Source organism: Pseudomonas baltica (assembly GCF_031880315.1).
GTDB lineage: Bacteria > Pseudomonadota > Gammaproteobacteria > Pseudomonadales > Pseudomonadaceae > Aquipseudomonas.
Map to the genome: position 1 here is coordinate 2,133,602 of NZ_CP134771.1, position 19,279 is coordinate 2,152,880.

General features: G+C 63.1%; 16 protein-coding genes. 6 read left to right on the forward strand and 10 right to left on the reverse strand.

From position 1 onward, the window contains the following. Nucleotides 1-141: 141 nt before the first annotated feature. Nucleotides 142-1,578 carry a mechanosensitive ion channel family protein gene (locus REH34_RS09320; RefSeq protein WP_311971458.1) on the forward strand — a complete coding sequence of 479 codons (1,437 nt, stop codon included), beginning with the start codon at nucleotides 142-144 and terminating at the stop codon, nucleotides 1,576-1,578. 168 nt (nucleotides 1,579-1,746) lie between these two features. Here the strand turns inward: REH34_RS09320 and ycaC are convergent, their stop codons facing one another. The 6 genes from ycaC to REH34_RS09350 form a co-directional block, all read right to left on the reverse strand. After that, nucleotides 1,747-2,376, reverse strand: a complete 630-nt coding sequence (ycaC, locus tag REH34_RS09325; protein WP_226506858.1) for an isochorismate family cysteine hydrolase YcaC — start codon at nucleotides 2,374-2,376, stop codon at nucleotides 1,747-1,749. Between the two features lie 141 nt (nucleotides 2,377-2,517). After that, the gene (locus tag REH34_RS09330) at nucleotides 2,518-4,356 is read right to left on the reverse strand and encodes an amidohydrolase (protein WP_311971459.1); all 1,839 of its coding nucleotides are present in this window, start codon (nucleotides 4,354-4,356) and stop codon (nucleotides 2,518-2,520) included. Further along, the gene (locus REH34_RS09335; RefSeq protein WP_311971460.1) at nucleotides 4,353-4,982 is read right to left on the reverse strand and encodes an antibiotic biosynthesis monooxygenase; all 630 of its coding nucleotides are present in this window, start codon (nucleotides 4,980-4,982) and stop codon (nucleotides 4,353-4,355) included. Before REH34_RS09335 ends, REH34_RS09330 begins: the two co-directional genes overlap by 4 nt. A 74-nt stretch (nucleotides 4,983-5,056) precedes the next feature. After that, complete coding sequence (locus REH34_RS09340) at nucleotides 5,057-5,473, reverse strand: DoxX family protein (protein WP_226506892.1); 417 nt, start codon at nucleotides 5,471-5,473, stop codon at nucleotides 5,057-5,059. Between the two features lie 688 nt (nucleotides 5,474-6,161). Further along, entirely contained in the window at nucleotides 6,162-7,085 is a 924-nt protein-coding gene (locus tag REH34_RS09345) for a LysR family transcriptional regulator (protein WP_226506855.1), read from the reverse strand. 187 nt (nucleotides 7,086-7,272) lie between these two features. After that, on the reverse strand, nucleotides 7,273-7,806 hold the full coding sequence (locus tag REH34_RS09350) for a helix-turn-helix domain-containing protein (RefSeq protein WP_226506854.1): 534 nt from the start codon (nucleotides 7,804-7,806) through the stop codon (nucleotides 7,273-7,275). Between the two features lie 233 nt (nucleotides 7,807-8,039). Here REH34_RS09350 and REH34_RS09355 point away from each other — a divergent pair, with 233 nt between their 5' ends. Next, on the forward strand, nucleotides 8,040-8,861 hold the full coding sequence (locus REH34_RS09355) for an alpha/beta hydrolase (protein ID WP_311971461.1): 822 nt from the start codon (nucleotides 8,040-8,042) through the stop codon (nucleotides 8,859-8,861). Nucleotides 8,862-9,011: 150 nt separating this feature from the next. Here REH34_RS09355 and REH34_RS09360 read toward each other — a convergent pair whose 3' ends face one another. From REH34_RS09360 to REH34_RS09370, 3 genes are all read right to left on the reverse strand, one after another. After that, nucleotides 9,012-14,168 (reverse strand): AAA family ATPase, encoded by a 5,157-nt coding sequence (locus REH34_RS09360; RefSeq protein WP_311971462.1) that lies wholly within the window; start codon nucleotides 14,166-14,168, stop codon nucleotides 9,012-9,014. Nucleotides 14,169-14,222: 54 nt separating this feature from the next. Continuing rightward, nucleotides 14,223-14,576: a response regulator transcription factor gene (locus REH34_RS09365; RefSeq protein ID WP_226506891.1), complete on the reverse strand. Its 354-nt coding sequence runs from the start codon at nucleotides 14,574-14,576 to the stop codon at nucleotides 14,223-14,225. Nucleotides 14,577-14,649: 73 nt separating this feature from the next. Further along, complete coding sequence (locus REH34_RS09370) at nucleotides 14,650-15,807, reverse strand: response regulator (protein WP_311971463.1); 1,158 nt, start codon at nucleotides 15,805-15,807, stop codon at nucleotides 14,650-14,652. Nucleotides 15,808-16,091: 284 nt separating this feature from the next. On the opposite strand from REH34_RS09370, the gene REH34_RS09375 reads away from it, so the two are divergent. From REH34_RS09375 to REH34_RS09385, 3 genes are all read left to right on the forward strand, one after another. Then, nucleotides 16,092-16,814 carry a pirin family protein gene (locus tag REH34_RS09375; protein WP_311971464.1) on the forward strand — a complete coding sequence of 241 codons (723 nt, stop codon included), beginning with the start codon at nucleotides 16,092-16,094 and terminating at the stop codon, nucleotides 16,812-16,814. 132 nt (nucleotides 16,815-16,946) lie between these two features. After that, entirely contained in the window at nucleotides 16,947-17,168 is a 222-nt protein-coding gene (locus REH34_RS09380) for a hypothetical protein (protein WP_226506849.1), read from the forward strand. A 103-nt stretch (nucleotides 17,169-17,271) separates the two neighbouring features. Continuing rightward, nucleotides 17,272-18,297 (forward strand): DUF4917 family protein, encoded by a 1,026-nt coding sequence (locus tag REH34_RS09385; protein WP_311971465.1) that lies wholly within the window; start codon nucleotides 17,272-17,274, stop codon nucleotides 18,295-18,297. Between the two features lie 9 nt (nucleotides 18,298-18,306). Here REH34_RS09385 and REH34_RS09390 read toward each other — a convergent pair whose 3' ends face one another. After that, on the reverse strand, nucleotides 18,307-18,579 hold the full coding sequence (locus REH34_RS09390; protein WP_226506847.1) for an ogr/Delta-like zinc finger family protein: 273 nt from the start codon (nucleotides 18,577-18,579) through the stop codon (nucleotides 18,307-18,309). Between the two features lie 288 nt (nucleotides 18,580-18,867). On the opposite strand from REH34_RS09390, the gene REH34_RS09395 reads away from it, so the two are divergent. Further along, the gene (locus tag REH34_RS09395) at nucleotides 18,868-19,269 is read left to right on the forward strand and encodes a helix-turn-helix domain-containing protein (protein ID WP_311971466.1); all 402 of its coding nucleotides are present in this window, start codon (nucleotides 18,868-18,870) and stop codon (nucleotides 19,267-19,269) included. Nucleotides 19,270-19,279: the final 10 nt, after the last annotated feature.

Consider the following 19,279-nt stretch of genomic DNA (forward strand, 5'->3'; position numbering starts at 1 on the left):
AGCGGCTTTTTGGCTGTTTGGCTGCAGATTAATCTGGCGCGGCCTATGGGTTCGCAGCGCTGGGAATGGCCCAACCTTTAGGCAATGGCGCAATACCCCGCGCCCTCCTACCATCAAGCCTGCCCTTTTGCGGATAACGCCATGACAACGCTTGTGTTCAATCATCTCCTGCTGTGGAGCGCGCTGGTGCTGGTGGTCGACCTGCTGGTCTGGCAACTGGCGCCCGTGCAACACCCTATCGCCAAGGTCGGCATGCGCCTGGGCCTGTTCCTGCTGTACAGCTGGATGATCATCGGCGGTGGCGTCAGCCCGTTGCTGGCGCCGCCCTGGCCAGACGACACACTGCTGCAGATGTGTGCCACGGCGCTGGCGATCTTCTGGTGGCTGTACCTGGCACGGGTGCTCACCGAATTGCTCGGCCTGCTGCTCACCCACCGCATCGGGCATAGCGGGCGCCTGTTGCAGGACGTGATCGGCGCGCTGGTATTTCTGATTGCCATTGTCGCTGCCGCCGGTTATGTCATGCAGCTGCCGGTCAAGGGCCTGCTCGCGACCTCCGGCGCCATGGCGATCATCGTCGGCCTGGCGTTGCAAAGCACCCTGAGCGATGTGTTTTCCGGCATCGTGCTGAACACCACCAAGCCCTATCAGGTCGACGACTCGATCAGCATCGACGGCGTCGAAGGCAAGGTCCTGGACATCAACTGGCGCGCTACCTACCTGCTGACCGTCGACGGCAGCACCGCCGTGGTGCCTAACTCGGTCGCGGCCAAGGCCAAGCTCATCAACCTCAGCCGCCCCAGCAACCTGCACGGCGTGTCCATCAGCCTGCAGTTGCCCAATCACGTGCGCCCGCGACGCGTGCTCGACGCCTTGGAGCGCAGCCTGCGCGGCACCAGTCTGCTGCTGTCTGCGCCAGCGCCCAAAGCCTTGGTCAAAGCCTCTGGCGAGACCGTCACCGAGTATGTGGCCAGTGGTTTTATCGCCGACCTGGCCAAGCGTGGCGAGGTGCGCAATCAGTTGTTCGACCTGGCCCACCGGCATCTCGAAGCCGCCGGCATCAGCCGCCTGGCCGAGGGGACGGCCCCCGTGCAAGGCACGACGCGCACGCGGGAACTGCTCGACGAAGTGAAGATTTTCCAGGGCCTGAGTGCCGACGCCAAAGACCAACTGGCGGCGGCCATGGTCGCCAAAGAGTTCGCGGCGGGTCAGCGGATTCTCGATGTCGGCGAAGTGGCAGAGGTGCTGATGGTCATCGGTACCGGTGTGATCACCGCAGACGTGGCCGATGGCGACGGCTGGCTGGAGGTCGGGCGCATGGGCCCTGGCGAAATCATGGGCGAGCAGAGCATCCTTGGCGACACACCGTCCGAGGCGCGCTTCACCGCGCTGACGTCGAGCCTGGTGTACCGCATCGACAAGACGCTGACCCAACACTGTGTCGAGCAAAGCAGCGCAGTGGGCAAGGCCCTGAACAAATTGCAGGCGTTCAGGCAGCAAACCAGTCATGCGCTGTTGCTGCACAAGCCGGTGACCATCAGGAAAGGGGGATTCTTGAGTTGGTTGCAGAAGCGTTGAGGCGGTGGCAAAGCTGAAAATTCCTGAAACTGCGCAGTGGCCTGATGCTCCTGCGCCACGGCGACTGGCCTCTTCGCAAGCAAGCGTTGCTCCTACAATGCGTACACCTGTGGGAGCAAGGCTTGCCCGCGAACGCGATGCTAGCGTCAGCGCAGGCTGAGGACCCAGTTACTTGGCAGTATTGGCCGAGTAGCTGTTCATCAGGTTGCGATAGTTCGGCAGGCGGTTGGACAGCAGATTGCCCAGGCCTTCGATGTCGTTGCGCCAGTCGCGTTGCAGCTCGCAAGCCACCGCGAACCAGTTCAGCAACTGCGCGCCGGCAGCGCTCATACGCGCCCAGGCCGCTTGTTGCACGGTTTCGTTGAACGTACCGGAAGCATCGGTCACCACGAATACGTCAAACCCTTCAGCCAATGCGGACAAGGTCGGGAACGCCACACACACGTCAGTCACGACACCGGCGATAATCAGCTGCTTTTTGCCGGTAGCTTTGACGGCAGCGACGAAATCATCGTTGTCCCAGGCGTTGATCTGACCAGGGCGCGGGATGTACGGAGCGTCCGGGAACATCTCCTTGAGCTCGGGGACCATCGGGCCGTTCGGGCCTTTTTCGAAGCTAGTGGTCAGGATGGTCGGCAGGCCAAAGAACTTTGCGCAATCGGCCAGAGCCAGCACGTTGTTCTTGAATTCGTTGGGCGAGAAATCCTGCACCAGCGAGATCAGGCCGGCCTGGTGGTCGACCAGCAAGACCACGGCGTCGTCTTTGTTCAGGCGGTTGTAACGGGGAGCGTTGCTCATTTTGCAATCCTCAGGGGTTACGGGTTAGTTGCAGAGTGGGGGCTTGCCCCCGAAAAGTCTTACAGCCAGTTGCCAGGCTGGGGGTCGCCCGTCGGAGGCAAGCCCCCTCGCTACAGATCAGCGAACAAGGCGACCAGGCCATCAGAACGCGAAGCAGGAGCAGCCAAAGGCGCCCCAGAAGCCCTGGAAGTCGCTCACGGGAACGCTCGACTGCCGTGCTCGCTCATGGCTATGGGAATGCACGGCGCAGGGGCCGCTGCACTGGTGTACCTGGGCCTGCAGTGGTGCGTTGGGACGCCAATGGCCCGGCACGCGCGCCACCGGAGACCAGTCCGGCAGCACCGGCAGGCGCGGGGGATCGAGGTCGCCGAACTCCGCGTCGGCATGCACGACCTTGCCGCCGACCACGGTCAGCACCGACTCGATCCACTTGATGGCTTCTTCTTCGACGCTGAAGAAGTCCGCCGACAAGGCCACCACGTCGGCCAGTTGCCCGACCTTGATCTGGCCCTTCTTGCCCTGCTCGGACGAGAACCAGGCGCTGCCATGGGTGAACAGTTCCAGGGCGGTGTCCCGCGACAAGCCCTCCGGATAGAGCTCCAGACCGCCGACGGTACGGCCGCTGACCATCCAGTACAACGAGGTCCACGGGTTGTAGCTAGACACCCGCGTGGCGTCGGTACCGGCGCCGACCGGCACGCCCTCGGCCAACATGCGCTTGATCGGCGGCGTCGCTTCAGCCGCCTGCGCACCGTAGCGATCGACGAAGTACTCACCCTGGAACGCCATGCGATCCTGAATCGCGATGCCGCCGTTCAAGGCCCGTACACGCTCGATATTCTTCGGCGAAATGGTCTCGGCGTGGTCGAAGAACCACGGCAGGCCATTGAACGGAATGTCGCGATCGACCTTCTCGAACACGTCGAGCATGCGCGAAATGGATTCGTCGTAGGTGGCGTGCAGGCGGAACGGCCACCGCTGCTCGACCAGATGGCGCACCACCGGCTCCAGCTCCTGCTCCATGGTCTGCGGCAGGTCCGGGCGCGGCTCGAGGAAGTCTTCGAAGTCGGCGGCCGAGAACACCAGCATCTCGCCGGCGCCGTTGTGGCGCAAAAAGTCATCGCCCTGGTGCAGGGTGACGCTGCCGGTCCAGTTCTTGAAGTCCTGCAACTCGGCCTTGGGCTTTTGCGTGAACAGGTTGTAGGCGATGCGGATGGTCAGCTGCTCGGCCTTGGCCAGCTCCTCGATGACCTTGTAGTCGTCGGGGTAGTTCTGAAAACCACCCCCGGCGTCGATCACGCTGGTCAGCCCCAGGCGGTTGAGCTCGCGCATGAACTGGCGGGTCGAGTTGACCTGGTACTCCAGCGGCAGGCTCGGGCCCTTGGCCAGGGTCGAGTACAAGATCATCGCGTTGGGGCGCGCCACCAGCATGCCGGTCGGGTCGCCGTTGGCATCGCGCTGGATCTCGCCACCGGGCGGGTTGGGCGTATCGCGGGTGTAACCGGCCACGCGCAAGGCGGCGCGGTTGAGCAAGGCGCGGTCATACAGGTGCAGGACGAACACCGGTGTGTCGGGCGCGGCCTGGTTGAGTTCGGCCAGGGTCGGCATGCGTTTTTCGGCGAACTGGAATTCGTTCCAGCCGCCCACCACCCGCACCCACTGTGGCGTTGGCGTGCGGTCGGCCTGCTCCTTGAGCATGCGCATGGCATCGGCCAACGACGGCACACCTTCCCAGCGCAACTCGAGGTTGTAGTTCAGGCCGCCACGAATCAGGTGCAAGTGCGAGTCGTTGAGGCCGGGGATCACGGTGCGGCCCTTGAGGTCGATCACCTGGGTGCCGGTGCCACGCAGTGCCATGGCCTCGGCGTCGTTGCCGACAGCGACAAAGCGGCCGGCGCTGATGGCGACCGCGGTAGCGCGGGGTTTTTCACGGTCGACCGTGTGAAACTTGCCATTGAAGAGAATCAGATCGGCGTTCATTGCGGGTCCTTTTCTGCAGAGGAAGAAGCGTTGAGCCAAGGTGCAAGCAGGCGGGTGGCGGGCGGCATCACCACGTACACCACCAGCATCACGATAGTGATAGTGACGAGAAAGGTGCTGACCACGTAGTTGCCAAAGAAGCTGTTGAGGCTGAAAACCGGCGACCAGATGATCGGCAGCAGCAGGGTTTGCGGCAGAATCACCAACAAGCTCAGCACCGCCTGCTTCCAGCGCGGTGGTTGCGCTGCGCCCTGCTCGCTGGGCGGGGTGAACCAGAACTCCCCAGCGTCGGCGATCTCAGTGACGTCGCCGTCGGCCAGCATGTGCTCGGCCTCCTTGACCAGCGCCAGACGCTGCGGCGAGTCGAGCCATTGCTGCACCTGGTCGGTAGAGCAAAACCGCAGCACGCTGGTGAAGGTACGAAGACCGGCCTCTTTGCCCGGCATGACGTCGACACCCAAATGACCGGGGAAGGTGCGGGCGGTCGAGACGATGCGTCGCAGCCAAGCCTCGTAGGCCTGCTCGGTGCCCGCCTTGACCCGGTGCTTGACCACCAGGGTGACCATTTCGTCCTTGCTGCTGGCAGTGCTGCCCAGCGCAGGCTCGACGATGGATGAATTGGACATGTACGGTGACTCCTTGAACTGAATTCGCAAGAGCACGGCGCCGCCATCATCGCGGCCCGGCCAACGGCTATATGTCAGGCGTAGCGCAGACGCCCGGGCATGCTCAGGCGCAGCGACAGACGCCCCGGGCCGGCCAGCAGAATCGCGCTGAACAGAATCAACAGCAGCCAGGCGAACTGGCCCTGGTCCAGGGTCCAATCGGGGTGCACCACGCCAACGGCGATAAGCAGTACGCACAGCACCGGCAAACAGGCCAGGCGCGTCAGCACGCCGGCGATGATCAGCAGCGGGCAGGCGACTTCGGCAAAAATGGCCAGGCTCAGGGTCACAGCCGGGCCCAGGTGGAAAGGGTCTTCGATCAATTGCAGTTGCTGGGAGAAATGCAGCAACTTGGGCAAGCCGTGCACACACAGCAGGAACAAGGCAGCGCTGACACGCAGCCACAACAAGCCCAGCTCCTTGGCGGGATCATCAAACTCACTGGGCTGCAGATTGCCGACACTCATTGGTTCATCCCTGGGGCAAGCGGCCCGCCTTCGGGCCATTGTCGATGCAAGTCATCATGAATCAGCCAGGCAAGCACGGCTTGCATGAGCGTGCTGCCTTTGGAACTGCCGTGCTGCCTGGTATTGCCCCGTGCTCTCACCGGCCCCTTCGCGGGCAAGCCTCGCTCTCACAAAGCAAGCAGGCGCTAAGTCTTGCACCCGTGGGAGCACAGCTTGCTGGCGAAGAGGCCGGCATGGCTTGCCCACACCGTTCTTCGCGGGCAAGCCTCGCTCCCACAAAGCAAGCAGGCGCTAGGTCTTGCACCCGTGGGAGCACAGCTTGCTGGCGAAGAGGCCGGCATGGCTTGCCCACAACGTTCTTCGCGGGCAAGCCTCGCTCCCACAAAGCAAGCAGGCGCTAAGTCTTGCACCCGTGGGAGCACAGCTTGCTGGCGAAGAGGCCGGCATGGCTTGCCCACACCGTTCTTCGCGGGCAAGCCTCGCTCTCACAAAGCAAGCATCCGCTAAGTCTTGCACCCGTGGGAGCACAGCTTGCTGGCGAAGGCCGGCATGGCTTGCCCACACCGTTCTTCGCGGGCAAGCCTCGCTCCCACAAAGCAAGCAGGCGCTAAGTCTTGCACCCGTGGGAGCACAGCTTGCTGGCGAAGAGGCCGGCATGGCTTGCCCACAACGTTCAGGCCGGCGACCCCGGCAATGGCGCTGACATGAATCGGGCAATATGGCCACGTAACCAGCGCTCGGCCGGATCGTTGTCATGCACCCCGCTCCAGGCCATGGACAACTCCGCCGGCACGATCGGAAACGGCGGCTCCTCGGCGCGCAACATGCCGTCGTCGACCAGCGCGCAGGCGGCATAATCCGGCACGGTGGCGATCAAGTCGGTGCCTTTGAGCAACGCGCGCAGGCCGTTGAATTGCGGCACGCCAAGCACCACTCGGCGCGAGCGGCCGACCTTGGCCAGATCCAGGTCGATATTGCCGCTCAGGTCGCCCGAAAACGACACCATGGCGTGCGGCCGTTCGCAGTACTCATCCAGTGTCAGCGGCCCGGGCCGTGAATCGCCACGCAACACCTTGCAGCCGATATCGCGCATCTTGCGACGCTTGGCGTTGGCCGGCAGGTCGGTGGTGTAGCTCACGCCCACGGAGATTTCTCCCGAGGCGAGCAGGGTCGGCATCAGCAGATAATTGGCGCGGCGCACGACGATGACGATCCCCGGCGCCTCCTCGCGCAGGGTGTTGAGCAATGGCGGGAACAGGCCGAATTCGGCGTCATCCGACAGGCCGATGCGGAACACACTGCAACTGCTGGCCGGGTCGAAGTCCTTGGCGCGGCTGACGGCACCCGAGATGGTGTCCAGGGCCGGCTGCAGCTCTTCGAGGATGGCCAGTGCCCGCGGCGTCGGATCCATGCTGCGGCCGTTGCGGATCAACAACGGGTCGTCGAACAGATCGCGCAGACGGCCGAGCGCGGCACTGACCGCCGGCTGGCCCATGAAGTGCTTTTCGGCCACACGGGTCAGGTTGCGCTCGAACATCAGCGCTTCGAAGATCACCAGCAGATTCATGTCTACGTGGCGCAGGTCATTACGATTCATGGCGAGGCTCCAGGGGGCGTCCTTGGCGAGGGAGCGAGCTCCAGCGAGGGGCGGTCAGATGTCGGCTGCGAGTCAAGCACGGCGCCGGTAACGGCGCCTTGAACGAATGTGCTTTTTTCAACATCGGCCCGGCCCCGATCCCTGCTGGTGTTACCCACAGGGCCAATACCATCCCGGCCCGCCCGCATCAGGCGCTGCGAGCCGCCGCCGCGCGACGCCAGGTGAATGGCGTGGTGCCGATGCTGCGAGTGAACACCCGGGTGAAGTGCGACTGATCGGCAAAACCGCATTCCAGGCTGATCTGCGAAATCGACGCAGGGCTTTCGGCCAGCAAAGTCCGGGCCTTGTCCAGACGTGCCTGCAGGAACCAGTCGCGCGGCGCCATGCCGGTGGTTTTCTTGAAAGCCCGGGAAAAGTGACTGCGCGACAGCGAGCATTGGCTGGCAACTTCGGCGATCGACAGGCCGTGGGCCATGTGTTCGAGCATCGTCTGCTTGGCCAGGCGCTCCTGCCAGGGCGAGAGCGCCACCCGTTGCTGGGAGGCCTCGGCGGATTCGCCGGCGTAGCGGTCGAGCAGATGGCTGCACAGGGCGCGGGAGGTGGTGTACAGCACCTCCTGCTGGGCATGATTGGCTTGCGCCAGCGCGGTGGCAAGGGCCTGCACCAGTTGCAGGGCGACAGAGTCCAGCGCGGCCGGGGCGGCAAGGGTCAACGTATTCATGGGTGACGTTCCTTTGCGAAGACAGGTCAACGACGCCAGTCTCCCCTGCCCCCCTGGCCGCTGTACTTTGGCAAAGGTTAAACGTTCTGAAATCTGTGCTGGCCGATGGGCCGGTACTTCCAACACACCTCAAGGGGAACCCTTCAGAAGGATTCAGGCTCAGCTAAAGTACTTTGTCGCGTCATGCGCTTAGGTTTGATCCTCAACTCAATTCAACGCCCCAGGAGTCAGACATGCCTTACATCACCACCACCGATGGCACCGCAATCCACTACAAGGACTGGGGCAGCGGTCGGCCTATCGTGCTCAGTCACGGCTGGCCGTTGAACGCCGACATGTGGGACTACCAGATGCACTTCCTCGCTGCCAACGGCTTTCGCGTGATCGCTCACGACCGCCGGGGCTTCGGTCGTTCGAGCCAGCCCTGGAGCGGCTACGATTACGACACCTTCGCCGATGACCTGCAGACCCTGCTGACCCACCTGGACATCAAGGACGCCGTGCTCGTGGGCTTCTCCATGGGCGGCGGCGAAGTGGCCCGCTACCTGACTCGCCACGGCACCGCTCGCGTGCCCAAAGCCGTGCTGCTGAGCGCCGTGACGCCGCTGATGATTCGTCGCGACGATCACCCTGAAGGCATTGATCCGGCGGTCTTCGACGGCATCCGCGCCGGGCTGCTCAACGACCGCGCAGGCTTTCTCGACGCCTTCGGACCGGTGTTCACCGGCAGCGACAAGCCGGGCTCCAAGGTCGGCAAACCTATGCTCGAATGGACCCAGTTCCTGGCCCTGCAGGCCGGTATCAAGGGCACCTACGACTGCGTCGCGGCCTTCTCCGAAACCGATTTTCGGCCTGACCTCAAGGCCATCGATATCCCCACACTGGTCATCCATGGCGACGGCGATGCGGTGGTGGATTTCAACGTCACCGGCAAGGCGGCGGCTGCACTGGTACCCGGCGCCGAACTCAAGGTGTACGCCGGCGCGCCACACGCCACCTATTTCACCCACAAGGACGAGCTGAACCAGGATCTGCTGGCCTTCGCCAGCAAGTAAGCGTGCGCGCTGCCGGCAGCCGGTAGCGCTGCGGTAAATTCTTCGCGGACGAGCCTTGCTCGCGCAGCTGTACGACTCACGTCCAGTCGACTCTGTGGGAGCAAAGCTTGCTCGCGAAGACGTCAGCCACCCCGCCGCAAGGCCCCTGCTTCAACACGGCAAAGTAAACACGAAAATCGTCTGCCCCTGGCGCCCTTGCAGCATGTGCAACGTGCCGCCCTGCGCGTTCATGATCGACCGGCAGATCGCCAGGCCCATGCCCATGCCGCTGCTCTTGGTGGTAAAGAACGCGTTGAAGATCTGCTCCTGGTTCTCCCGGCTGATCCCGGTACCGGTGTCCTCGATGGTTACCACCAATTGATCCCGGCACGGCAGGCTGGAACCAATGGTCAGCCAGCGCTGCTGCGGCGATACCCCGGCCATGGCATCACAGGCATTGACGATCAGGTTGTACACCACCTGCTGCATCTGCACGCCATCGGCCATGACCTGGCACTCACCCGCTTCGAGACGCGCCTTGACGGTGATGCCCTGCTGCTCTATTTCCACGGCGGTGAGCAGCAATACATGGCGGATCACTTCATCGATCGACAGCAACCGCCGGTTGGAGGCTTTCTGCCGCGCCAGCGCCTGCAAGGCGTGGATGATGTCCGCCGCGCGCTTGCCGTCCTTGGTGATATCGCGCAGCCCCTCAAGGGCTTCCTGGACCTCCGGGTGCGCGCGCTGCAACCAGCGCACACTGGCGCTGGCATTGGACACGATCGACACCAGCGGCTGGTTGATTTCATGAGCGATGGACGCCGCCAGTTCACCCAATACCGTGGAATGGCTGACCTGGGCCAGCTCGGCCCGAGCCATCTGTAACGAAGCCTCGGTTTCTCGCCGACGGCTGTTTTCTTCCAGCAGCTCACCATACAACCTTGAGGTCTCGAGGGAGATCGCCGCCTGCGCCGCCAGCAGCTCTATCATTGCCACTCGCGCATGGGTGAACACCCCTGCCGCCAAGGAATTGTCCAGGTACAGCACGCCAATCACTTCGCCCTGCTTGAGCAGCGGCAGGCACAGCACCGAGCCACCGCAATGGTCGAGAAAATACGGGTCGGCAGCAAAGCTGTCGTCGCGCTCGGCACGCTCCAGGGCGACGGTCTGGCCGGTACGCATGACCCGGTAGAGGATCGACAACGGCAGATGCCCCTGCACCGCGCTGCGCTCCAGCATCACCTCGACGCCAGTGCCGGCACTGCGACCGGTGGCGACGATCCAGGGTTCGCCATCGCGCAACAGCATCAACAGCCCCCGGCGTGCACCAGCGTGCACCAGGGTGTTGGCAACCAGGGTTTCCACCAGCCGCTCGAACACGATTTCCCGGGACAAGGCCTGCGACGCCTTGGTCACCGAGACCAGATCCAGGTACTGCTGGCCGCGCAGCAGGTCGACGGAGGCACGGGAGTCCGGGGTGCGACTCTGCAGATACAGATGGGCACTTTCCAGGCGCTTCACCTGACTCGCTGCGCCCCAGCGCTGCCAGTTATCGCGAGCATTGACTCGGTGAGCCCGCGCCGCCGTGCTCAGGCCCAGCGCGGCATTGCACTGCGCCGCCACTTCATGGGCCAGCGCCTGCAGGTGCACGAAGCCGGCACTCGCCGCTTGGGCCACGGCCGACTCCAACAGCCCCAAGGCGCGCAGACCGTCACCCCGCAGACTCGCGACCTGGGCATCGACCAGCAAAAAGCGGGCGCGAAAACTTTGCGGGTTCAGATGCGACCAACGCCGCAACAGATGCAGGTGCGGGGCGATGGCCTGCAAGGTCGGCTCGATGTCCTCTGCCCCGGCGCACAGCTGTGCATGGTTGAGCGCGCTGTACAAGGCCAGGTCGGCCAAGGGTACATGGCCCGGTACGCTCCAGCTGCAGCGCTGCGCCTGAGCGAAAAACTCCCGCGCGGCCAGATGTTCGCCAGCGAAGTACGCGTGCATGCCCTTGACCAGCCAGAGCCAGAAGTGCGCGGGGGTCATGCTGCTGCTATGCACCCGCGCTTCCAGCGCCACGATCTCGTCCGCCAGCGCGGGCCGCTCAGCATCGGCTATCAGCCCTTCGCGCAACGCTCGCAGCCACCAACCCAGCAGGTCCAACAACAACTGGCTGTCGCGAAAATCCAGCAGGCCCGCCAGCGCCCGGCCACGTTCGAGCTGCACCTGCACCTGCGCCAGCGGCGCGCCCATGAACAGCTGCGTGGCCGCCGCCTGATGGCTGGCGTAACAGCCCAGGCCCGGGCGTCCTTGCGCACGGCTGGCATTGAACGCCCGCTCACTGCACTCCAAGGCAAAACTGGGGGTGCGCAGCCACAGGCTGATGCGCCCCAGCGCCAGGTCGGTGGATGCCTGCGCCGCCGCGTAGGCCGGCTGCCCCGCCAGCCGCGAAGCCAGATCAGTGAAACGCAGGCCGTCCTCCGGGGCATCGAAGCGCTCGGCCAAGACCACCCCGAACCACGACAGGCCGCGCACACCCGAGGTGCAGACACCGTGGCGCAAGGTCATTTCGGCCATTCGGCAGCTGAGCAGGAACATCATGTCGCGGTCACTGAACGACACCGGTATCAGCATCGCCGCCATCAGATCGAGCGCGGCTTTGATGAACGCGTTGTTCAGCGCGAAGTGATCGATGAAAGAGAAAATCGTGCGCTCGCCCTGGGCTTGGCGCAGCTGCTGGTAGGGCCCTTGCAGATCGACCAGCAATTGCTGCGTCGGGAAGTCGATGCCGAACAGCGTCAAGCCGCCGAGCCCAGTGCGCAGCGCGGCGGCATAATCACCCGCCAGCGACAAGGCCTCGATCTTGAGCACGTACAGCGACGACACCTGAGGCAGCGAAGACACTCGCTCCAGCAACTGGTCGATGCAGGCATGGGCGTTGATGTAATCGCAGGTGTGCACCAGGCACTGCGCATGCAGGTAATCGACGGCGTAGCTCTGCGCAGGGTTGTCGCTCCAGCGCTGAGGGCCGCCCAGCTCCCTGGCCAGACGCAAGTATTGCAACGCGAACGGCAGCGCGGCGGTTTCCCGGGCGCGCTCGGCGGCGCTCAGCAACGCATCGATGAAATGCGGCTTTTCGTGCTCCATCAACGCGTCATGGGCCGACTGCTGGATGTGCAGGGCGATGCGGAACAGATCGCCCTGCACGCGCTGCGCCGGCAGGGTCTTGAGCAGCGAGCGCGCCAGGCGCGTGTGCTCGGCGGCGCGACGTTCGGGGGCGATCAGTTGGTAGGCGGCTTCGCGCACCCGGTCGTGGCTGAAGGTCAAGCCCTGGCGATCCTCGATCAACAGCCCGGCTTCGACGGCCGGGGCCAGTAACCGCTGGATCTTGCTCAGGCTCAATGCGCTGATACGCGCAATATCACTGCTGTCGGCGCGATTGCCGACCATCGCCAACAGGCCCAGCAGATACTGGGTACGGCGCGGGAAACGAGCGATACGAGCGACCATCAGATCGACGACATTGTCGGCCACCGGGAAACCCGCAAGGCCGTCTGTGTCCCACAGCCAGCCTTCGCCGACAGGATCGGGCCAGAGCAGTTTTTCTTCGAGCAAGGTGCGCAACAACTGGTGAACGAAGAACGGGTTACCGGCGCTCTTGTCGTGAATGATGACGCTCAAGGGCGCCAGTTGCGGGGCATTCCAGCCCAGCAAGGCGCAGACCATGTCATGCAGGGCCGCCGGGCTCAGGGGATTGAGCTGCAATTCGGTGAGGTGCGCCGGCCGGGCCCTGGCGGATTCGACAAAACCGTAGAACGCCTGGGTCGGCTCACTGCAGACTTCGCGGCAGGCGGCGATCAGCAGCAAGTGCGGGAGCGGCGCCTCGATCAACGAACGCATGAAGCTCAGAGTGTCATGATCGAGCCATTGCACGTCGTCGAAAAACAGCACCAATGGCGTGTCGGCACGAGCGAAGGCGCCCATGAAGGTACGCAGTACGTCATTGAAACGGTGACGGGCACCATGTGCGGCGGCATCAGTGAGTGGCGACAAGGGGCCGGTGATCAGTTCCAGCTCCGGCACCAGCGGCGCTACCAGCGCCCCATCGGCGCCCAGCGCCTCGCGCAAGCGCGTCCCCCATTGATCGAGCACCAACGGCGGTTCGCCCAGTATCCGCAAGGCCAGCGACCGCAGCGCCAAGGACAGGGAAGCATAGGGTGTGGTCTTGCTGGACTGGTCGAATTTGCCGGTCGCGAACAGTACGCGGCCGATGATCAGGTCCTGATGCAGTTGCCGCACCAAGGCACTTTTACCGGTGCCGGTCTGACCGCTGAGCAGAACCATCTCGCCCTGCCCGCTGGCGATGCAACGGGCCAACGCCCCATGCAACTGCGCCAGTTCGCGCTCGCGCCCCACCAGCACCGCCACCGGCAGGTCCAGCCCGCGGGGGCCCTTGCCACCGGGCTCGAAGCGGCGGATATGCTGAAACTCGCTCCACTGCACCAGGCACAAGCGCAGGTCGTCCGCCAGGTCACCGGCGCAGGCGTAGCGAGCGGCCGGTTCCTTGGCCAGCAGCTTGAGTACCACACGCCGCAACGGTGGCGGCACGCTCGCGCGCCATTGTTCGATGGGCGGCGGTGGCTGGGTCAGATGCTGATGCAGCGACTCCACCGGGTCGTTGCCTTCGAAGGGCAGACGGCCGGTCAGCAACTCGTAGAAACTCACCCCCAGGGCGTACAGATCACTGCGCTCATCGGCTTGATGCTGCAGGCGCCCGGCCTGCTCGGGGGGCATATAGGCGAAGCTGCCCGAGATGGCCTCCCCGGTATCGACATGGGCGGCATGCCGGTAGCGACTGAGCGCGAACGCAGTGAGGCGGACCACGCCGTCGCTGCCCTCGATCAGGTTGCACGGCTTGATGTCGTGGTGCAGCAGACCGGCGGCATGGGCGTTGGCCACGGCTTGCGCGGCACCAATGGCCAGACGCAGGAACCGCGTGATCGACAGTCGCTCGCCAAGCACCTCGTGCAGGCTCGAACCGGCGGTTTCATCGAGCACCATGAACGGGCCGTCGACGGTGCTGATGAGCGCAACCGGAATGATCGCCCACGCCGGATCCAGATACTGGCGAAAGCCGTACTCGTGCTGGATACGCCGGAATACCTGCTCGGATGGCGCGGCGACGGGCCGCACGATCAGCCAGTCGCGCACCGAAATGGGCGACCGCACACGGTAGCGCGCGACCTCACCGTCCACCAGCAGCAAGGTCCACGACAGGTGTTGCAGCCACTGGTCGTTGAAGCCGCCGACATCACGCCGAATCGAGGCCAGGCTGGCCACGTGCGCCGCCTCAGTGCCGGGGGTTGATGAAGGGGGGGCCGAGGGTATGGTCACTCAGCCAGCCTCGACCAGTCGCGCAATGGCCGTCAGCAGGACGTCTTCGGAAAAGGGCTTGCGCAAGAAACACGCGGCACCGCCTTGCAACGCGGCGTCGATGGACTCTTCATCGTTGTGTGCCGACATGCAGATCACCCCGAGACGCTTGCCCGCCGCCTGCAGGCAGCGTTGCACCTCGAGCCCCTGCATGCCTTGCATGCGCAAGTCGAGCAGCACGCAGGCCGAGTCGTCGGCCGCCGTGGAGGCCAGGAAAGCTTCACCGGAGGCGAAGGACAGCGTCGCGAAGCCCGCCGACTTGAGCAGGTTGGCCAGGCTTTTGCGCACCGAGGCGTCATCATCGACGATACAGATTTGGATCATAAGGGCATCTTCACGGCAGCCAAGGTGATCGCGCGCTGATGGGGGCCGCCGCACAACCTGGGCATCAGATGACATTGGGCCGCTGCAGGGCGGCGTTGAAACCGATCAACTCACACATCTGCACCAGCTCGATGAGCGTGGCAGCGTGCATTTTGGTCATGATGTGTTTCTTGTGAACCTTGGTGGTAACCTCCCGCGTGCCCAACTCATGGGCGATCTGCTTGTTGATGCGCCCGGTGATCAGCAGCGCCAGCACTTGCCGCTCGCGCGGGGTAAGCGTTTCGAAGCGCCGGCGGATCTCTCGGGTCCGGGTGGTCAGCGCATAGGTCCGGCGCGCGTAGGCCAGGGCGTTGTCGACAGCTTCGAGCAATTGCCCCTCATCGAAAGGCTTGGTGAGAAATTCCTGCGCACCGGCCTTGATGGCCTTGACCGACATGGGGATGGTGCCGTAACCGGTCATGAAGATGATCGGCATCTCGCAGCCGCGTCGACGCAACTCCTGCTGCAGATCGAAACCACTGCCGGCCTGCAGGTTGACGTCGAGCACCAGGCACGCCAACTGCTCGGCGTAGGGCTCCTGAAGAAAATCCTCGGCGCAGGCGAAGGCTTTCGACGCGACACCCGCCGAACGCAACAAGCGCGCCAGCGCCGAGCGCACCGAGCTTTCATCGTCGACTATATAGACCACCGCATCCATGCTGTTCAAAGGAGTGTTCACTGTGACTCCCGAGCCCTGCCACCAGGGTCCGGCGGGCTCTTCTGCGGCAGGGAGTGGCACCACGCTGGGCTGGCCACGGCTTTCGTCGAGCATGTCCTGCAGCCCCAGACGCTCGAGCAGGGCAATCAACAAGTGATCGCGCCCGGTAGGCTCGGTCGTCGGCAGCGCCGCATCGATGGGCGGGCGATCCAGCGCTGCTGGCGCTGAATCGTGTTCGTCGTCGAGCAGCAACCGATAGCCGCGACCGGGGACGGTCTTGATCAGATCCCGACCGCCCCCCAGCACTTTGCGCAACATCGAAATGTGCACCTGCAGGTTGTTTTCCTCGACCACCGAGTGCGGCCAAACCCTTGCCAACAGTTCATCCTTGGTGACCAACTGCCCTCTGGCATTGATCAGCAACTCAAGAATATCGAAGGCGCGGCTGCCCAGTTTGATCGGCTGGGAACCGGCGAACAGCTCGCGCCGTTCCAGTGACACGGTCACCTGTGCGATGCGGATCATTGGGCATCTCGCAAATAAAGAGGGGGTGATAACGGCCTGCCCCGCGCCGACAACATCAATTGAATGGCAGGTTAGAGCGCCCGACGCACGGCCGCAATTATCCCTGTAGATACCTCACGCAGACAGAATAAATGACTGTCAACCCTATAGAGACAGTGATACCTGTTTCAGCGCCTTATTAGTAACCCACAAAAGCATTAATCTTCTTCCAACGCGACGCAAACCTCTTGCCGTCGAACCGGCGAAACGCCTCGGCCGCTCGCCCACCCACTCTGGAGACGATCATGCTGACCCTTCGTAAAGCTTCTGAACGCGGCCTTGCCAACCACGGCTGGTTGAAATCCTTCCACACCTTTTCCTTCGGGCATTACCGCAATCCCCGCGAGCAGGGGTTTTCCGACCTGCTGGTGATCAACGATGACCGGGTCATCGCCGGCAAAGGCTTCGGCCAGCATCCGCACCGCGACATGGAAATCTTTTCCTATGTGCTGGAAGGCGCTCTGGAACACAAGGACACCCTGGGTACCGGCTCGGTGATCCGCCCTGGTGACGTGCAACTGATGAGTGCAGGCTCCGGCGTGGCACACAGCGAGTACAACCATTCGCAGACCGAAGGGGTGCACTTCCTGCAAATCTGGATCGTGCCCGACGAAGCCGGTGCCGAACCGCGCTATCAGCAGGAGCATTTCAGCGCCGAGCAGAAACGCGGTCGCCTGCAGTTGATCATTTCACCGGACGGCGCCGATGGCTCGCTGACCGTTCGTCAGCAAGCTCGCGTCTATGCAGGGCTGTTCAATGGTGAAGAGCAGGCCACGCTCAACCTCGATCCGGGTCGCTATGCCTACGTGCATGTCGCCTGCGGTAGTGTCGAGCTCAACGGTGAACGGCTCAACGAGGGCGACGGCGTGAGAGTCCGCGAAGAAACCGCGCTGCACCTGGCCCGCGGTATCGATGCCGAGGTGCTGGTGTTCGATCTGCGCCCGCAGGAACTGCCACGTATGCCGTAGTTGCCGAAGCAGCGATTGAAGTCCATCGGGTAAACCGATGGACTTTTTGGGCTTTACGAAATAAATAGAACTCTGCAGTAATTGGCCAGTCCTCTGTGATGAGTTCTTTTAGATGCCCAAGAGATGCACGCCATGACGGAAAAACAGATAGTTCCGGCGGTTCTGGACAAGCTTTACGAAAATCAGGTCGCCCTGGCGGCAGCCATCGAAGAGCTGGCACTGTGGGTCGAGGTCCGCGGCGACGATGTTGCTGTGGCCGACAATGTACGCGGCGCCCTGGAGACACTGGATCGCAACGCCGAGCAGATCGGCAAGATGATCCATCAGCTCAAGGAACTGCCGATTACATCGTGACCCTCGCGCGGTTGCTCAAGCGTTGTCTTGAACAGTCCCCGTGCGCACTGGCGCCCATGTTAAAGTCGCGCCTCGCCCATCGCCGAGCCCGACGAACGTTCCCATGGATCAGCAAGATTTCGACGCCCACCTGCCTCAATGGCAAAGTCTGCCCCTCGCCAACACGTGCACCGGCCTGTTACTGGGTAACGGTGGCAGCCGCGCGATATGGCGCAACTTCGGCTATGACTCGCTGTTCGAACGAGCGCAAAAAGTGCGCAGTCGGCCATTGGGGCAATCCGACCTGGCATTGTTCAAGCACCTGAACACCGAGAACTTCGAGCGCGTGCTCAGCGGCTTGAACACCACAGTACGCATCAACGCCGCGCTCGCCATCAGCTCGACCGCACCGCTCAATCGCTATTACGCGATCAAGGAAGCGCTGATCCATGCCATGCGCAGCGTGCATATTCCGTGGCAACTGGTCAGCACCAAGACCCTGGCTCACTTGAATCAGGCACTGCGTCAGTACCCGACCGTCTACTCGAGCAATTACGACTTGCTCTGCCACTGGGCGATGCTGCACGCCCCCGAGGGTTTCGATGACTGGATGGACGCCGAGGGCGAGTTTGATCCGCAAGCCGCCACGCCCGGTACGACGCGCCTGCTCTACCTGCACGGTGGATTGCATCTGATCAAGCATGCCGACGGCAGCATCCGGCGGCGCACGGCGGTCGACAGCGCGCTGCTCGATGGCTTTGCCATCAACACTCCGGGGGACGTCCCGCTGTTCGTCGCCGAAGGCCCGAGCCACGACAAACTGGCGAGCATTCGTGATTGCGCTTACTTGAGCAACTGCCTGCAACAGTTGCGGCAACATCAAGGCCCTCTTTGCCTGTTTGGACATAACCTCAACGCACAGGATCAGCACATCATCGACAGCCTGCTCAGCGCCAAGGTCGAGCACCTGGCGATTGCCATTTTCCCGCTGAGCGACGCTTGGATCATCAGCCAGAAGCGGCATTACGCGACGCTCTTTCGCGAGTCCCCCACCGCCCTCGAATTCTTCGATGCGACGTCCCATCCCCTGGGCCTGCCGGAGCTCAACGTGCCGGTGATCAAAGACAAGCCCGTACGCCCGCGCCGTTGAGGCGAAGTGCTAATCCGTCGCCGCCAAGGCCGGAGCCGGTACGACAGGCTTGATCGCCGCCCGGCGCAAATCGCAATCGGCTCGCGGTAGCCTGACCTCTGGGTTGGGCATGCCACTGGGCGACAGTTCGTGGGTCATTTCAAATTCCGCACGCACCGACCAGCCACAGGCTTCGGTGGTGCATTGCAGGTAAGCCACTCGCAGAAAGATATGGCGGCCTTCACTGGTACGAATACGCATGCGGCTCGCGCAATGCGGACAGACCATCTTGTATGTGCTCATGGATAGCTCCGATTGATGAGTCAGGACAGCAGGGCCTTATTCAGCGGCCCCTGAGTTTTCTTTTTCCGAAGAGTCGTCTCTTGTAAGCTGTAACAAGCAAAGGCTTGAAAGTAGATTCTGCTCACAGGACTTTTCCTCGGAATCTGTAGGAATTTTCTTCAACTTGCGTAGTTCGTTTCAATGCGGTGCTTCCCAGCTCAACTTCGCCTATCCATGGATCGGGGAATGTACGCACCCCGAGTAAAATTATGCTACAAAATGTGGATAAGTCAAACGAGTGTATTCAATATGAGTATTTCCAAGTCGACCGAGATCATCGCACGGCTCAAGCAGATAACCGCTACGAGCACCGATAGCGGCCTATCCGAGCAGCTAGGCGTCAGCCCGCAGACCCTTAGCAGCTGGAAAGGCCGGGAGCGCATGCCTTACTCAGTTTGCATAGATCTGGCCGAGCAGCACGGCATCAGCCTCGACTGGTTGCTGACCGGCGCGGGCCCCATGCGGCGCACGGCCCAACTCGAAGAACCGGCGTCGGAACCAGAACAGCGGATGCTGGCGATCTTTCGTACGCTGACGGCAGCCGACCAGCAGTTCGTTCAGCAAATGGCCCAGGAGCGCCAACGCTTGCGCGACCTGGAGCAACGCCTGGACAGCCTGTACGAACAAGGCTCGCGCGGGCCGAACGCCTGATCCTGACCCT

Coding starts and splice junctions, on each gene's coding strand:
- ycaC (WP_226506858.1), bottom strand. CDS start 2,376: ATGAGCAACGCTCCCCGTTACAACCGCCTGAACAAAGACGACGCCGTG.
- REH34_RS09335 (WP_311971460.1), bottom strand. CDS start 4,982: ATGTCCAATTCATCCATCGTCGAGCCTGCGCTGGGCAGCACTGCCAGC.
- REH34_RS09390 (WP_226506847.1), bottom strand. CDS start 18,579: ATGAGCACATACAAGATGGTCTGTCCGCATTGCGCGAGCCGCATGCGT.
- REH34_RS09380 (WP_226506849.1), top strand. CDS start 16,947: ATGACGGAAAAACAGATAGTTCCGGCGGTTCTGGACAAGCTTTACGAA.
- REH34_RS09395 (WP_311971466.1), top strand. CDS start 18,868: ATGAGTATTTCCAAGTCGACCGAGATCATCGCACGGCTCAAGCAGATA.
- REH34_RS09320 (WP_311971458.1), top strand. CDS start 142: ATGACAACGCTTGTGTTCAATCATCTCCTGCTGTGGAGCGCGCTGGTG.
- REH34_RS09385 (WP_311971465.1), top strand. CDS start 17,272: ATGGATCAGCAAGATTTCGACGCCCACCTGCCTCAATGGCAAAGTCTG.
- REH34_RS09370 (WP_311971463.1), bottom strand. CDS start 15,807: ATGATCCGCATCGCACAGGTGACCGTGTCACTGGAACGGCGCGAGCTG.
- REH34_RS09330 (WP_311971459.1), bottom strand. CDS start 4,356: ATGAACGCCGATCTGATTCTCTTCAATGGCAAGTTTCACACGGTCGAC.
- REH34_RS09355 (WP_311971461.1), top strand. CDS start 8,040: ATGCCTTACATCACCACCACCGATGGCACCGCAATCCACTACAAGGAC.
- REH34_RS09350 (WP_226506854.1), bottom strand. CDS start 7,806: ATGAATACGTTGACCCTTGCCGCCCCGGCCGCGCTGGACTCTGTCGCC.
- REH34_RS09375 (WP_311971464.1), top strand. CDS start 16,092: ATGCTGACCCTTCGTAAAGCTTCTGAACGCGGCCTTGCCAACCACGGC.
- REH34_RS09345 (WP_226506855.1), bottom strand. CDS start 7,085: ATGAATCGTAATGACCTGCGCCACGTAGACATGAATCTGCTGGTGATC.